This window comes from Zunongwangia profunda SM-A87 (assembly GCF_000023465.1).
Classification (GTDB): Bacteria; Bacteroidota; Bacteroidia; order Flavobacteriales; family Flavobacteriaceae; genus Zunongwangia; species Zunongwangia profunda.
Window position 1 is genome coordinate 1,668,281 of sequence record NC_014041.1, and the last position, 15,507, is coordinate 1,683,787.

Sequence of the window (15,507 nt, forward strand, 5' to 3'; positions counted from 1 at the left end):
TGATATGGCCAACTCTTTTGATACCGCATACCCGTCTGTCGACGATCTTCGCAGCAAAGCAAAGGGCAGGGTTCCTGCTTTTGCTTTTGAATATTTAGATGGTGGGTGTAATGAAGATGTGAGCATCAAGCGCAACACTTCTGAGATACGTGATGTTCAGTTACAGCCGCGTTACCTCAATAATTATGGTCAAAGTTCGACCAAAACTAACGTATTGGGGATAGAGTTTGATGCACCATTTGGTATTGCTCCCGTGGGACTGCAAGGCTTAATGTGGCCTAATTCTCCATCTATTTTAGCCAAGGCAGCCTATAAGCATAATGTGCCTTTTATACTGAGTACAGTAACCACTATGGATATAGAAAAAGCGAGCGAACTTACTGAGGGAAATGCGTGGTTTCAGCTCTATAATCCCGTAGAAGATGCAGTGCGCAATGATATTATAAACCGGGCGGAAGCTGCCGGTTGCCCGGTTCTGGTACTGCTTTGTGATGTGCCTACTTTTGGATATAGACCGCGTGATTTCCGAAATGGTTTGGCACTTCCTCCTAAAATGTCTGCAAAGAATATTATGCAGATTTTGGGCAAGCCTTTATGGGCGTTCAATACGCTTAAATATGGGCAGCCTACTTTTGAAAACTTAAAACCCTACACGCCTGAAGGTTTAAACCTGAAACAATTGGGGGCTTTTATGGATCGCACCTTTTCCGGAAAACTCAACGAAGAAAAAATAAAACCCATCCGCGATCGCTGGAAGGGAAAACTCGTTTTAAAAGGTGTTCAATCCTTACAGGATACAAAAGATGCCATTAAAATGGGTTTTGACGGTATTATCGTTTCTAACCACGGTGGGCGCCAACTTGATGCAGCACAATCAACCATCAACAGCCTTAAGGAAATTGCTGCGACCTACGGCGATGAGATTGAAGTGATGATGGATAGCGGCTTACGCTCGGGTCCAGACATTGCGCGCGCAATGGCTTGTGGAGCCAAATTCACCTTTATGGGGCGATCGTTTATGTACGGCTGTGGTGCTTTGGGAAATAAAGGTGGTGATCATACCATTGGGATGCTGAAAACCCAATTCAAACAAGTGATGGATCAGCTGGTGTGTGAGCGTGTGGAAGATTTACCCAAACATTTAATAACCTCCTAATTATGTCACAATATAACCAGGAAGAGGAAACGATAGCTGAAATCGCAGGCGGTGAATTTGAACGCCAGGCGGTGCCTCAATCCAGATTAAAAAGCTGGAAGGCATTTTTAGGAATGTATGCCGGGGAGCACGCTGCAGGGACCGAGTTTGTAATTGGCCCTTTGTTTCTAACAACAGGTGTGAGTGCTTTTGATCTTATTATAGGTTTACTTATAGGCAATTTAATGGCGGTACTGAGTTGGCGTTTTCTTACTGCTGAAATAGGTACTAAGTTTCGATACACTTTATATTTTCATCTTGAAAAAATCTGCGGCACACGTCTGGTAACCGCTTATAATTTGGCAAACGGAGTACTTTTTTGCTTTCTCGCAGGTGCGATGATTACCGTATCGGCAACTGCTGTGGGAATTCCGTTTGATATGGAAATGCCCAAACTGACCGATACGACACCAAACAGTTTAACCTGGATTATCATTGTCATTTCCATAGGCGCTGTGATTTCAATTATCGCTGCCAAAGGCTACAGTACAGTTGCTAAAGCAGCGAACTGGATGTCTCCCATTATCGTACTTGCATTTATTCTCTGCGGTGTGGTAGCACTCATTCAACTGGATGTAAACAGCTTTTCTGATTTTTGGAACATCTGGGGAGCAGGCAGTGAGCCCTTTCCCGGGCAAATTAAATATACGTTTTGGCACATAGTACTATGGTCCTGGTTTGCGAACGCTGCAATGCACATTGGGATGTCTGATTTGTCGGTTTTTCGCTTTGCGAAAAAAGCAAGCTCAGGATGGACGACTGCCGGAGGAATATACATTGGTCACTATGTGGCTTGGATTGCCGCTGCTTTACTCTACGCCGTTTATCTCAAATCTCCTGAAGCGCAGGCAATGCTTGCGGGAGGTGAAGCACCTTCGGTAGCTCCGGGGCCTTTGGCCTATAATGCTATTGGTGTTTTTGGTATTATCGCGGTGATCCTGGCGGGCTGGACCACCGCAAACCCCACAATTTACCGGGCAGGTCTTGCTTTTCAGGCTATCATCCCCAAACTGTCTACCTTCTGGGTAACGATTATTGCAGGAACGGTAGCAACCATTGCCGGTTTGTTCCCTGCATTTGCCATGAAACTTTTAGGATTTGTAGCCCTCTATGGCTTTATTTTAGCACCCATAGGAGCCATAATCGTATTTGAATACTTCTTTGGGAAGAAAGTCGGAATTCAGTCGTTTTATGCTGAAAAAACCGGAATCAAATTCAACTGGGCGGTGTTTGGCGCCTGGGCATTAAGCTTTGGGATTTTTTATTTTATTTCCATTCGGTTTGACGTGTTCCTTTCCTTCCTTACTTTACCGGCATGGATCAGTTGTGGAGCACTTTACCTTGTTTTTAGCAGGTTTTATCAAAAAAAATAGTCTAAAGATGTAACTCATTAAATGATTAAGTACTGGTACTAAATAGCGAATCCTGGCTATTTTCTTTAATTGCTATATACTTATTAGGGTATATGTTCTACAAGGTGCTTTGCCGTCTAAAACTATTGTTGTCATCCTTCTTAATATTAGGCTATTACTTTATATCGTCCACAGAGAACAACTAACAGAGAAGCACTAATTGTACTTAAATATAGGACACTGAAAAAGTTGTTTGATAATAAACACCATCTTACTGGGGGTGTATTTTGATCGTTTCTTAAACAAATAATCTATTTAAAGCTAAAAATTTATTTGTCTGAAATTCTTTAGTTTTTTAATAATCTAGGTTGGAAGGGCAAGGTCAAAAAAATGTTTTTAGGTATTTCAAGGCGTTAAATTAAACAGTTTGCTTAAACGGAACTATTAGGCATTTAAAGCCGCATTACAGTATGTATGTATAAATTTTCGTATTTCAGTGAATATTAGCAGGATAGTGCAGGATGGATAATCAAGATTAGGATTATATTATTGTAACATAATTTTAAGAAAGAAAACGTTTTAGGTGGATTTTTTCACTTTTTATTTTTTGTTTTCATTAACATTTTATTGGAGGTTTAGTTTAAATGAGGGGAGTTCTTCCTTCGATTACTAAAACGTTTTATTTGTTAGCATTAAATAATTTTTATAAAAACAGCCTCTTTTTAGTTAGGGGCCTTAATCTTTAAAACATCAAAAAAATATGGTAGCACTTCTACAGACTAGTTCAAAAACTTTTCTATTGACTTATCCCTGGAAGACACAACTTAAGGGTTATTAAATACAACTTTATGAGACTTAAAATTACATCAGCTTACAGGATTCGTTTATTTCATTTACATACCGGTTGCTTGAGATTTTTATTGACCGCAATTTTTTTATCATGTATTAAAAGTTATGCATATGAAGCAAAATTAGAAAGTATTTATTATAAGAACGCTGAGGGATTAGCGTCATTTTATCCTACACAGGAAACCGAAGTTAGTGGAGTTGTATATGATGAATTAGGGACACCGCTCCCCGGTGCCTCAGTTGTTATTGTAGGCTCTAAAGGAGGGGTAATTACAGATTTTGATGGTCAATTCAAAATTAAATTAAAACCAGGGGATAAGTTACAAATCTCTTATGTGGGTTTAAAGACAACAATTATTGAATATTCTGATCAAAAAAACTTAGAAATTCATATGGAGGCTAACATGAATGCACTCGATGATGTTACTATTGTTGCCTTTGCCAAACAGAAACAGGAAGATGTTATAGGGGCTATAACTACTATCAAACCCGAAGATCTTAAAATACCCTCTAGTAATTTCACGAATTCTTTTGCAGGGCGGGTCCCGGGTATGGTATCCTACCAAAGATCTGGGGAGCCAGGTCAGAATACCTCAGAATTTTATATACGTGGGATCACTACTTTTGGTTACAAAAGAGATCCGCTTATACTAATTGATAATAACGAAGTTACGACCCAGGAACTTTCTCGATTGCATCCAGACGATATTGCAAGCTTTTCGATATTAAAGGATGCGACCGCAACTGCACTTTATGGTTCCAGAGGAGCTAACGGTATCATTCTTATTACCACAAAAGAAGGGAAAATAGGTAAAGCAAAAATTAACATTAGGTTTGAACAGGTGAATTCCAGTCCTACAGAAATGGTAAAGCTGGCAGATCCTATTACCTATATGAGATTACACAATGAGGCCGTACGCACCAGAGACCCCTTAGGCGTTACTCCATATTCACAGCAAAAGATTGATAATACAATCGCGGGCGTTAACCCCTATGTTTATCCGGCAAATGATTGGTATGGTATGTTATTTAAAGATGCTGCAAATAACAAACAAGTAAATATGAATGTGAGCGGAGGTGGAGAGGTAGCCCAGTATTATATAGCAGGAAGTTATTCAAGAGACAATGGCATATTAAAAGTTGATGGTAGAAATAACTTTAATAACAATATTAGGCTTGACCGTTATATGTTGAGATCAAACATTACCATAAATATTACCCCAACGACAGAGGCGGTGGTAAGGTTAAGTGGGGCATTTGATGATTACTCTGGACCCATTGACGGAGGTTCGGAATTATTTAGAAAAGTGATGAGAACAAATCCGGTACTCTTCCCGGCAACTTTTGAGCCTGATTTGGCAAATCAAAAAACACAGCATATACTTTTTGGAAATGCAGGTGAGGGGGATTTTTTGAACCCCTATGCCGATATGACAAAAGGATATAGAGAATCGATGACCTCACAAATTTCCGCACAGTTTGAATTAAATCAGGACCTTGGTTTTTTGCTGGAAGGGCTCTCTGTAAGAGGTAGGTTTAATACAAACCGTTATTCATATTATGATATAAGCAGATTCTATAATCCATTTTACTATAAGGTAGGTACGTATGATAGAAAGGAGGATCTATATACCCTGGATGTTATTAATGAAGATAGCGGGACAGAATATCTTGGATATGACGAAGGAGCCAAGAATATAAACTCAACCACCTATCTTGAAGGTGCTATTAACTGGAATAAAAAGTTTAATGATAAGCACGCTTTTAGTGGGTTGCTGGTAGGAACCATGAGAGAACGAATACAGGCAAACGCCGGGGACCTACAAAGATCTTTACCATATAGAAATCTAAACTTGGCAGGTCGTGCAACTTACTCCTATAATTCAAGGTATTTTCTAGAATTCAATTTTGGTTATAATGGATCTGAGCGCTTCTCAAAAGAAGAACGTTTCGGTTTCTTTCCTTCTATTGGTGGTGCGTGGCTTATATCAAATGAAAAGTTTTGGAACGAAAAACTAAAAGATCAAATCAATAATCTTAAACTACGGTTTACTTATGGTTTTGTAGGTAATGACGCAATCGGAAATGAAGCAGATCGATTCTTTTATTTGTCTAATGTTAACTTAAATGATGATGGGAACGGTTCTGGTTTTGGAACATATGGAAATGATTATTACAGACCAGGAGTATCTATTTCACGCTATCCTAACAGAAATATAACTTGGGAAACTTCAGAAAAGTATAACTTTGGTTTAGATATCGGTTTGTGGAAAGAGCTGGATATCATAGCAGATTTTTTCTCAGAATATCGTTCAAACATCCTTATGGATAGGGCTGCAATCCCTTCTACGATGGGATTACAGGCTCCAGTGCGATCAAACGTAGGGGAGGCTTCCAGTAAAGGTTTTGAAGTTTCTTTTAACTATAATCATTCCTTCAATAAAGATTTATGGATTACCGCTATGGGTAACTTTACCTATGCGACCAGTAAGTTTGAAGTGTATGAAGAACCAGATTACCCAGATTCACCATGGAAATCACGGATAGGGAACTCCCTGGCATCCAATTACGGGTATGTTGCAGAACGTTTATTTGTAGATGAAGAAGAGGTTCGCAATTCTCCAGTTCAATTTGGTAACTATATGGCCGGAGATATTAAATATAAAGATATCAATAAAGATGGCCGAATTACAGAATTGGATATGGTTCCGATGGGCTATCCACATAGTCCGGAAATTGTGTACGGTTTTGGTTTTTCGGGAGGATGGAAAAACTTTGATCTTTCCAGCTTCTTTCAAGGAATAGGCAGAACTTCACTATTTATTGATGCCCGCGCAACCTCACCATTTATAGATCAACAAAATGCGTTGCTTCAAGTTTATGCAGATAGTCACTGGTCTGAAGATAACAGAGATGTGTATGCCCTGTGGCCAAGACTATCAGAAACCTATGTAGAGAATAATTTACAACCCTCAAACTGGTTTTTAAGAGACGCTTCATTTATGCGCTTAAAAACAATAGAGATTGGTTATTCCTTATCACGGGATCTAATTTCAAAGACAGGATTAACAAAGTGTCGTGTGTATGCTATAGGAAATAATCTGGCCACTTTCAGTAAGTTCAAATTATGGGATCCAGAAATGGGAGGTAACGGATTAGCCTATCCTATACAAAGGGTTATTTCAGTAGGTGCACAAGTCTCTTTTTAAAAAATTATTTAGTATGAAGAAAATTAAATTAATATTAGCGGTTATAACTATAAGTTTAGCTTCTTGTAGCGATTACCTGGATGTTGTTCCAGATAATGTTGCGACCATAGAGTATGCCTTTAGGAGTAGAAATGAAGCTGAAAAATACTTGTTCAGTTGTTATAGCTATCGCCCTGAAATTGGATCGGTTGATTTAGATCCGGCTATGGCATCTGATGAAACTTTCAAAAGGTATGGCATCAACGGGGCTGGGCAAGTATGGCAAAACACACTTATTGCCAGGGGATTTCAGTCTCTCACCAGCCCCATCTTAAACACTTGGGATGGAGAAAATGGTTCAGAATCAGCCTGGAGAGGCATCAGAGAATGCAATATATTTTTAGAAAATATCGACTTAGTTCCTGATTTAACTGAAACAGAAAAGAAAAGATGGATTGGAGAGGTTAAATTTTTAAAAGCCTACTATCATTTCTATCTTTTAAAATGTTATGGGCCAATACCTATAGTAGATGAGAATCTACCTATTTACTCAAAGCCCCAAGAAGTTCAAATTTATCGTGAGCCTGTAGATGAGGTGTTTGCATATATTGTAGCACTCCTTACAGAGTCTATAGAATACTTACCTAACGCTGTAGAGGTTATAGAAGGGACAGAAGCCGGAAGAATAGATAAACTTATTGCTTTGGGTGTAAAAGCAAAAGTTTTGACATTTGCTGCCAGTCCTTTGTTTAATGGTAATACAGCTTATGCGAGTATGGTCGATAATAAAGGTGTTCAATTGTTTCCTCAACAATATGACGAAAGTAAATGGCTTTTGGCTGCAGAGGCATGTAAGGAAGCTATAGATGAATGCCATGCCCAGGGCAAATCGCTCTATGATCTCGTAGATCCTTTAGTACTGGATGCAGATCCGGTATTTAAATTGCAAACCACTTATAGACAAGCTATCACACACCGCTGGAATCAGGAGTTGATTTGGGGTAATACTAGATATAATAACAATTTTTTAGCTCGATCTACTACGGCAAGAATTATCAGAATGGAGAACGTAAATAATGCGATGACTGAATACGCGCCTACATTACAATTTGTAGAAAAATACTATTCAGATAATGGGGTGCCTATAGACGAAGATATCATGTGGAGAAGTGAATCCTGGTACCAGGATAGGTATAAAGTACGAGCAGAACCTGCTCAAGAAGATGAAGGGAAACGTATTGAGGAAGGAAAATATACCGTGAACCTTCATTTTAATCGTGAGCCCAGATTCTACGCTAGCATTGGCTTTGATAAAGGAATTTACTACGGAAGTGGATATTACCAGTTTAATGACTCGCAAAGAAATGTTAAATACGCAGATTTTTTAAAAGGTGGGGTATCCGGATTTCAGGGAGGAAGTGGCTATTCAATTTCTGGTTATTCTGTAAAAAAGCTTCATAGTTTTAAAAATGCGCAAACTTCAACCTCGATTTCAACCGAATATTTCCCTTTTCCAATTTTACGATTAGCAGATCTTTATTTGTTGTATGCTGAGACACTAAACGAAACCAGTGGCCCCAGTGATGAAGTCTACCATTATATAGACCTTGTGAGGAGCAGGGCAGGATTGACAGGGGTTAAAGAATCTTGGTCTAATTATTCAATAAACCCTAATAAACCTAACACCAAAGAAGGTTTAAGAGCCATTATCCATCAAGAACGCGCTATAGAGCTTGCTTTTGAAGGAAAACGATTTTGGGATATCAGGCGTTGGAAAGAAATAGGAGTCATGAATAATCAACCCAAAGGCTGGAACGTGCAGGGACAAACTCCTGAAGAATTCTATAAAATAACGCTATTACCTCAAATTCCGGTTTCATTTACTATTAAAGATTACTTCTGGCCCATCAAGGAATCCAATTTAGCAGTAAATCCTAATTTAATTCAAAATTATGGTTGGTAATAATAACTTATAAAAAATGAATGTGATGAAGAAACGATTAATACAAATATTGATTTTCGGGCTTATTCTAGTTTCTTGTGAAGAAGAGCCTATAGGACAACAACCTTTAGATTCTGTGCCACCCGGAGAAGTGACAAATATTGAATCATATAGTACTCCTGGAGGGGCAGTTATAAAATTTACACCTCCTAAAGATGAGGATCTATTATACGTGAAAGCTGTTTACTCGAGAAAAGAAGGAGTGGTTTCTGAGGCAAAAGCTTCAAAATATGCTGATTCTATTGAAGTTGAAGGGTTTGGCAGTATTTCTAGTCAGGATATAGAATTAGTAGCTGTAGATAGAAGTAGAAATAGTTCAGAGCCAGTAAAAATTAGCGTTGTTCCCTTAGAGCCTGCTGTAAAAACTATTGCATCATCTCTTAATGTAGAGGAAGATTTTGGAGGAATAAAATTTAAATGGGAAAATCCAGGTAGAGCTGAAGTGTCAATCGTTGTACAGCAAAAAGATTCGCTTCTTGATGAATATGTTCCTTTAGATACGTATTACACCAGTTCTAAGGAAGGAGTTTTTGCGATCTATGAGTTAGATACACTTCCAAAGAATATTGAAGTATTTGTTCAGGACCGTTGGGAAAATCGTTCTGAAATAGCAAAACATACCATAGTTCCTCTTTTTGATACAGAATTTGAAAAGAATAAATTTTCTTTTGTTAATCTGCCTGGAGATGGGCCGCATCATGGAGATTGGGTAGCTAGTAATATATGGAATGGTACCCCCAGTCCTAATGGATATTCTTCAGTAGGAGGTCAGGGAATATGGCCTCAGTCTTTAACAATAGATTTAGGAGTGTTAGGGAAATTAAGTAGAATGAAATTATATCAAAGGGCGAATTATATATTCGCTGAAGGTAATCTCAAAAAGTTTGAAGTCTGGGGTTCCGAAAATCTGGATCTAAGTGGTTCCTGGGATAGTTGGACCAAACTTGCGGAATTTGAATCGATTAAGCCATCAGGTTTACCATTTGGAGAAGTAAGTGATGAGGATCGAGCAGTAGCCATAAATGGAGAAAATTTTTCTTTTGATCCTTCAAACCCGAAAGTTCGATATATACGATTTTTAGTTACAGAAACCTGGGCTGGAGGAGATAACTTTCAAATCATGGAAATCGATGTTTTTGGTGATAATAGACAATAGAATTAACACAACAAAATATGAAAGTTATGTTTAATAAAAATTTCAGGGCTTGTAAAGCTAATAGTTTAGGATCTGGTTCCCGATTTTCTAACTATTTTTCTTTCTGCTTATTTTTCATTGTTTTAGGATTACAAGGCTGTTCTGAGATGAATGATTTGCACCAGCCTTATTTAGATGAGGGAGAATATATTTATGCAGAGAAAGTAGATACGATCACCTTTGGTTCTGGGAATGAACGAATTGAACTGAACCTTTATTTATCTTCTGAAGATATTGAAGTGGCCCGTATCTTTTGGAATAACGGGGGAGATTCTGTTGATGTTGATATCGATTTCCAGCAGGGGGTATTTAGTAAAATAATTGATGGGCTGGATGAACAACAGTATGTTTTTAACATAGTAACTACTGATGGTTTTGGCAATAAATCCCTCCCTTATGAAGCAGAAGGAAATGTGTATGGTAGTAACTATAGCAATACGATTTCTAATCGAACGATAAGTGGTATGAAAGCTAATAAAAATAATGAGATTGTGATTAATTGGGCAGAACCTTTAAATGAAGACCTTCTTTACAGTTCTGTAACATATAAAAATAAATTTGGCGAACGTATTACAGATTCAGTTTCCAGTACTGAATTTAGAACGATATTAGAAAATTATGATTCTGAACTTGAGTATAATACGGTATTTAAACCTGATTCAACAGCAATAGATCTTTTTTATACTGAAAATGTTTTAGTAAACACAAATAAAATACTCTTGGACTATGACGAATGGACTATTGTTGATTTTTCATCTCAGCATGGGGGAAATGAAAACTCAGTACAAAATGTTATTGATGGAAATCAGAATACCAGATGGCATTCTTTGGCAGGAGGTTCCAGTTATCCGCATTGGGTTATTATAGATTTAGGGGGGCTGGTTGATTTTTCTACTTTGGAAGTTTTAAGGTCTACTTTTGATGGTGGTGGAGATGATAGGGCAACAGATAAATTTACCTTTGAGGTAAGTACAGATAATGATGTATGGGTAGATGCAGGAGTATTCGATTTTAATAGGTTTACAAATGACCCACAAAGTTATCATATTTCACTTTCGGAACCTGTAAGATATGTAAGGTTTACGGCTATTGAAGGTCCGGAAGATAATTTTGTTTTGGGAGCTATAAAGTTGTATAAATAATAGGGTTTTTCCAAGGACGGGCCATCGATTCTCTGGAAAACCTTTAGCTTATAGCTTAAAGTATAGAATAGTTCCAATTGTTAGAAAGAGCGATTGAAAATGAATGATGAACCGCCGTACCTTCCTGTTGCAGGTAGGTACGAGCTCCACTAGGTTTGTCCTGAGCAAAACCAAATACTAAGGTGGTTTGAGGTCTGCCTACCGCGGGCAGGGGTGCACTCCGTTATTTGATGACAGAGGCACCCACTCGACTGCCGATAATATTTTCAGAGTTCAATTCCATGTTTTTTTAAAGTCGTATAAAACCAACCTTTTCGGCTTTTCCAAACATACTCACTTCTTAATTTATGTATAGCAATTTTTTTAAATTCCTCGTTTTTAATTTCCAATAAAGTTTCTATAAATGAGTGTAAATAGAAAATTTCATTTTCCGTTTGAAATTTAGCCTTCGGAAAGTCATTTTTTAAATAATTTTCTAATTCTTCCGAGTATTCAGATGAGTAATATTTTTTTAAATAATCAAATGCATAAGCATTATTATTACTAAAAGCCAATTCCTTGATACGAGATAAATAACCATCTGTATGTTTTCTATTTTCGAAGGTTCTTTTATAAAGTAACCAATAAACCTCTTTTTCTGAATAGATTAGTATACTGTCCAATTTTTTGATTGTCAGGTCGGTAGCAAGTGCCTTTTGTATTGCTAAACCTTGCTCGTAATTATTACCTTTTATTCGAGACGCTTCTATTCTGATTTTATTCCAATATTCGTGATAAATGATTGAGGAAATTGGTTCAACATCGATTATACAACCATCGAAGGTCTCAACCATTTCATTTTTCCTTAGTTCAGTTAATAGCAACTCAGGAACGTTTCCTTTTGTTAGACTGAATGAGCTCAATCGAAGCGTAAGTCCTAATTGTGGAATTTTCGTGTTTTGATAATTCGATTAGTTCTTTGTAGGATATTTTTTTCTTTAGTTTTTGAAACCTTTTGTATTGGGAACTTGGCATACAAGCATTTCCAATACAGTTAGATTCCACTCTGTTTACGTTAATAATTGAATCAATCAGTTGTTGTTTTGTTTGTGAAAAACAAAGGCTGATGGTCAAACTAAATATTATAGTGAACAGTTTTCTCATATATGGGGGAGTAGTTGCGGTTGTCGTAAGCTGGCGGATGTAGGCTCCTCCTGAAAATAGGAAAGTTTAAATTATTTTCTTTCTTCTTTTTTTCGGGTTAGCACAAAATATATGACATAAAACCAACTAAAAAAACCATGAATGGTAGCAAGTAATACGGATTTATTTCTTTCCCAGGATGTGACTCCGGCAATTACACTTCCAAGACCGATTCCATTATTAATTACGGTTCTTTTTGTTTCTGAGTCAACATACTCTTGACTGTAGCCTTCATATATTAAAAATGTTACTAAAATAAAAGTGAGATAGATTTTCTTCATATTTTCATTTTTGAGGTATTTATGCTTATGTAGCTATAAAACAATAAATTGTATGATATCCATTTTAGTCACAGTACTAATCTAACTGATTTTTAATTTTTTAAAAAGGATTTGTAGCTATATATCTATAAATTTCAGTTCTTTTTTATGGATTGGTTTACCCATAAAAGTTGGCAATTGAATGACGTTTTCCACAAAGAGCTGAGCTTATCCCAGCAAATTTAATATTTAAATAGATCAGTTTTAATAAAATATTAGGGTCGTTAACAGGGCTTCATGTTTGCTTTACCACTTATACAGACGCTTCATTATTAGCTGAATTAGCTGAAGTATTTTTGTTTACTGTTGTCGATTTAGTTAAAAGACTGTCTAAATTCCAATGGTGAACGGTTCGTTTTTTTCTTGAAAAGCTTACTAAATGATTGTGAATGTTCAAATCCTAATTCATAAGAAATTTCGCTTACGGTTAAGTTTGTAGTCGATAATTTTTCCTTTGCTTTTTCAATCAGTTTACTGTGGATATATTGTTTTGCACTATGCCCAATTAAAGAACGTAAAAGATCGCTTAAATAACTTGGTGAAATATTGAGTTGTTCGGCAAGAAAGTGTACGGTAGGAATTCCTTGATTTAATGATTTTTCGTTGTTAAAATAATCGTCCACAATTTCTTCCAAGTTTTGTAACAAGTCGTTATTTATAGCTTTACGTGTAATGAATTGTCGCTTATAAAAGCGGTTGCTATAATTTAATAATAATTCTAATTGAGATATGATAACATCCTGGCTAAAATCATCAATTCTACTTTGTAATTCTTCGTCGATGATTTTAAAAATTGAAAATATAGTTTCCTTTTCCTTCTCTGAAATATGCAATGCCTCATTGGCCGCATATCCAAAAAATCCAAACTGTTTTATCTTTTTAGCCAATGAATAGCCTAACAAAAAATCGGGGTGAATTAGCAATAAATAACCTGTACTAGGTTGGTGATTCAATTCAAAAACTTGATTAGGCGCGGTGTATACCAATCCACCTTCTCCAAAATCATAATAATGCTGTCCGTATTTAGCCTGTCTGCAAAGATCTGATTTATATGAAATTTTGTAGAAGTTAAGAATATAAGCATTACCAAATTCTTCCGGTAAGATTTTGATGTTCTTAATGTCTGTAAAACTTATCATCGGGTGAAATGGCTTTGGTAAGCCAAGCACCCGGTGCAAGTCCGATAAAGATTGGAATATTTGAAATTTTTCTTCTTCTTTTTTCATATTATAAATTTACAAAACATTTAGTTGCATTTTACCAGGGACATTCGCCTGTTTCTGGATTGTATTCCTCGCTAAAGAATTTTCCTGTAGGCCCATCATCGTCAATGGTGGCATATTTTACAATACGAGTTCCTGCTTCCTGAGCCGTTCCGGTGCCACGGTGCCCATTAAAATCGGTTGCTACAAAGCCCGGACAAACGGCATTCACTTTAAAATGATCATTCTTCAATTCATAAGCTAATGCAATGGTGTACATATTCATCGCTGCTTTGGAAGGCGCATACACTGCAGATTTATGGTCGTAATATTTCCAGGTGGGGTCGCTATGCAAAGTTAAGGAACAACCGCTTGAGGATACATTTACAATTCTGGGATTTTCAGATTTACGCAATAAATCTATAAATGCCTGGGTAACCCGTACTACTCCATATAAATTGGTATTCAATACATTTTGCAGCTGCTCTATAGTTGCATTTAATGCATTCTGAGGCATACCGCCGTTAATTCCAGCATTATTGATAAGTATATCTAATACATCTGTCTTTTTACCCAGTTCAATTCTTGCTGTATCTACCGAAGCAGAGTTGTTTACATCTAATTGAATAAGCTCTACATTGATTAGCCCTTCGTCTTTTAGTTTTTGTACGGCAAGATTTCCTCTTTCGATGCTACGACTACCTAAATACACATAATATCCTTGTTGCAATAATTGTCGAGCTGTCTCAAAGCCAATACTTTTATTGGCTCCGGTAATTAATACTTTCTTCATAGTTTCTAAATTTTATTGGTTATAAACTGATGCGAATTCTTTGGCAAATTCTGTCATTTTTACCTTGCCTAATTCTGGTTTGTTTTTATAAAAATCTTCGTATAAAATGCCAGTTCCCTGTGCGGCTTGCATTTCGATAAAACCTTTAGCGACCCACTCATTCATCCCAGACACCTGCATGCCATTCAGTAATTGTTCCGCAGAAACTGTCTGCCATTTCAACTTCCGGTTTCCAATGGCTTCTCCTAAAATTGTAGCCACCTCACTGGGTGAAATTTCATCACTGGCTATGTAGCGAAAGCTTTTGCCCTCAAAAGGTTTATCCAGTTCTTCGACAATCACATTGGATATATCTAAGGGGGATACCCAGGGCTCTTTAGTGTTGCCTCCATAGCTTTGTATAATAGCTTCCTCGGTCCTTATACTTTGCATAAATCTGAAAAGGTTAGGATAAAAGGCAACAGGGCGCATAAATTTGATGGATACATCAGCAGGCAGTTGATTCATCGTATCCTCCATGCCTTTATAGATAGAAAGACTACCAATACCTTGGTTGGTATGTGTCCCGATACTGCTTAAAAGCACTACTTTTTTCACGCCTGATTGTTTCACTGATTGTTTGTACTTTTCTGCAATATTGATAAATTCAGTAGGGAAATTTATTTTTTTGTCGAAGATATTACCGATAGCATCCCAGGCTATCATCAGGTAAACAGCATCGGCACCTTTGAATGTGTTAATCAAAAAATCTACATCCTGCATACTGCCGATTGCTGCTTTTGCGCCAAGCATTTCAATTTCTTCTTGTCTTTCTGGTTTACTGCTAATAACGATTACCGAATGACCGTTGTTTACTAAATTTTGTGTTAGGGGTTTTCCAATACAACCCAATGATCCTGTCAACACAATTTTCATAGTTCTCTTTGTAAAATTTTGAAATACAAAGATCGTCTGGCTGCTTTTTCTGAATGTGTGCTAATTGAGGATTTGTGTAGTCAAAATGAGAATGAGTGAAAAAACCACCTTCTAGTTACGTACATTAAATACCATCTTAACCAATCCCTGCATTATCGATGAGCATATGTAT

Annotated in this window: 11 protein-coding genes; 6 read left to right on the forward strand and 5 right to left on the reverse strand. The window is 37.0% G+C overall.

Annotated features, from left to right (window positions below):
* The first annotated feature begins 4 nt into the window (after nucleotides 1–4).
* From ZPR_RS07360 to ZPR_RS07385, 6 genes are all read left to right on the forward strand, one after another.
* Nucleotides 5–1,156 (forward strand): alpha-hydroxy acid oxidase, encoded by a 1,152-nt coding sequence (locus tag ZPR_RS07360; protein ID WP_013071030.1) that lies wholly within the window; start codon nucleotides 5–7, stop codon nucleotides 1,154–1,156.
* Between the two features lie 2 nt (nucleotides 1,157–1,158).
* Nucleotides 1,159–2,568, forward strand: a complete 1,410-nt coding sequence (locus tag ZPR_RS07365; RefSeq protein WP_013071031.1) for a purine-cytosine permease family protein — start codon at nucleotides 1,159–1,161, stop codon at nucleotides 2,566–2,568.
* Nucleotides 2,569–3,395: 827 nt separating this feature from the next.
* Nucleotides 3,396–6,605: a SusC/RagA family TonB-linked outer membrane protein gene (locus ZPR_RS07370; protein WP_049771433.1), complete on the forward strand. Its 3,210-nt coding sequence runs from the start codon at nucleotides 3,396–3,398 to the stop codon at nucleotides 6,603–6,605.
* 13 nt (nucleotides 6,606–6,618) lie between these two features.
* Nucleotides 6,619–8,547 (forward strand): RagB/SusD family nutrient uptake outer membrane protein, encoded by a 1,929-nt coding sequence (locus ZPR_RS07375; protein ID WP_013071033.1) that lies wholly within the window; start codon nucleotides 6,619–6,621, stop codon nucleotides 8,545–8,547.
* Between the two features lie 25 nt (nucleotides 8,548–8,572).
* A complete protein-coding gene (locus ZPR_RS07380) occupies nucleotides 8,573–9,742 on the forward strand; it encodes a DUF5000 domain-containing lipoprotein (RefSeq protein WP_041579781.1) in 1,170 nt (389 codons plus the stop codon).
* Between the two features lie 26 nt (nucleotides 9,743–9,768).
* Complete coding sequence (locus ZPR_RS07385; RefSeq protein ID WP_013071035.1) at nucleotides 9,769–10,923, forward strand: DUF4998 domain-containing protein; 1,155 nt, start codon at nucleotides 9,769–9,771, stop codon at nucleotides 10,921–10,923.
* Nucleotides 10,924–11,189: 266 nt separating this feature from the next.
* Here the strand turns inward: ZPR_RS07385 and ZPR_RS07390 are convergent, their stop codons facing one another.
* The 5 genes from ZPR_RS07390 to ZPR_RS07410 form a co-directional block, all read right to left on the reverse strand.
* Nucleotides 11,190–11,786 carry a hypothetical protein gene (locus ZPR_RS07390; RefSeq protein ID WP_148211679.1) on the reverse strand — a complete coding sequence of 199 codons (597 nt, stop codon included), beginning with the start codon at nucleotides 11,784–11,786 and terminating at the stop codon, nucleotides 11,190–11,192.
* Nucleotides 11,787–12,137: 351 nt separating this feature from the next.
* Complete coding sequence (locus ZPR_RS07395) at nucleotides 12,138–12,386, reverse strand: hypothetical protein (RefSeq protein WP_013071037.1); 249 nt, start codon at nucleotides 12,384–12,386, stop codon at nucleotides 12,138–12,140.
* A 353-nt stretch (nucleotides 12,387–12,739) separates the two neighbouring features.
* Entirely contained in the window at nucleotides 12,740–13,651 is a 912-nt protein-coding gene (locus tag ZPR_RS07400) for a helix-turn-helix domain-containing protein (RefSeq protein WP_013071038.1), read from the reverse strand.
* 31 nt (nucleotides 13,652–13,682) lie between these two features.
* Nucleotides 13,683–14,420, reverse strand: coding sequence for an SDR family oxidoreductase (locus ZPR_RS07405; protein WP_013071039.1), 738 nt, complete (start codon nucleotides 14,418–14,420; stop codon nucleotides 13,683–13,685).
* A gap of 12 nt (nucleotides 14,421–14,432) precedes the next feature.
* Complete coding sequence (locus ZPR_RS07410) at nucleotides 14,433–15,335, reverse strand: NAD(P)H-binding protein (RefSeq protein ID WP_013071040.1); 903 nt, start codon at nucleotides 15,333–15,335, stop codon at nucleotides 14,433–14,435.
* Nucleotides 15,336–15,507 lie beyond the last annotated feature (172 nt).

Bases quoted from the DNA above. Each gene is read 5' to 3' on its own strand.
- ZPR_RS07360 (WP_013071030.1), top strand. From the start codon at position 5: ATGGCCAACTCTTTTGATACCGCATACCCGTCTGTCGACGATCTTCGC.
- ZPR_RS07365 (WP_013071031.1), top strand. From the start codon at position 1,159: ATGTCACAATATAACCAGGAAGAGGAAACGATAGCTGAAATCGCAGGC.
- ZPR_RS07370 (WP_049771433.1), top strand. From the start codon at position 3,396: ATGAGACTTAAAATTACATCAGCTTACAGGATTCGTTTATTTCATTTA.
- ZPR_RS07375 (WP_013071033.1), top strand. From the start codon at position 6,619: ATGAAGAAAATTAAATTAATATTAGCGGTTATAACTATAAGTTTAGCT.
- ZPR_RS07380 (WP_041579781.1), top strand. From the start codon at position 8,573: ATGAAGAAACGATTAATACAAATATTGATTTTCGGGCTTATTCTAGTT.
- ZPR_RS07385 (WP_013071035.1), top strand. From the start codon at position 9,769: ATGTTTAATAAAAATTTCAGGGCTTGTAAAGCTAATAGTTTAGGATCT.
- ZPR_RS07395 (WP_013071037.1), bottom strand. From the start codon at position 12,386: ATGAAGAAAATCTATCTCACTTTTATTTTAGTAACATTTTTAATATAT.
- ZPR_RS07400 (WP_013071038.1), bottom strand. From the start codon at position 13,651: ATGAAAAAAGAAGAAGAAAAATTTCAAATATTCCAATCTTTATCGGAC.
- ZPR_RS07405 (WP_013071039.1), bottom strand. From the start codon at position 14,420: ATGAAGAAAGTATTAATTACCGGAGCCAATAAAAGTATTGGCTTTGAG.
- ZPR_RS07410 (WP_013071040.1), bottom strand. From the start codon at position 15,335: ATGAAAATTGTGTTGACAGGATCATTGGGTTGTATTGGAAAACCCCTA.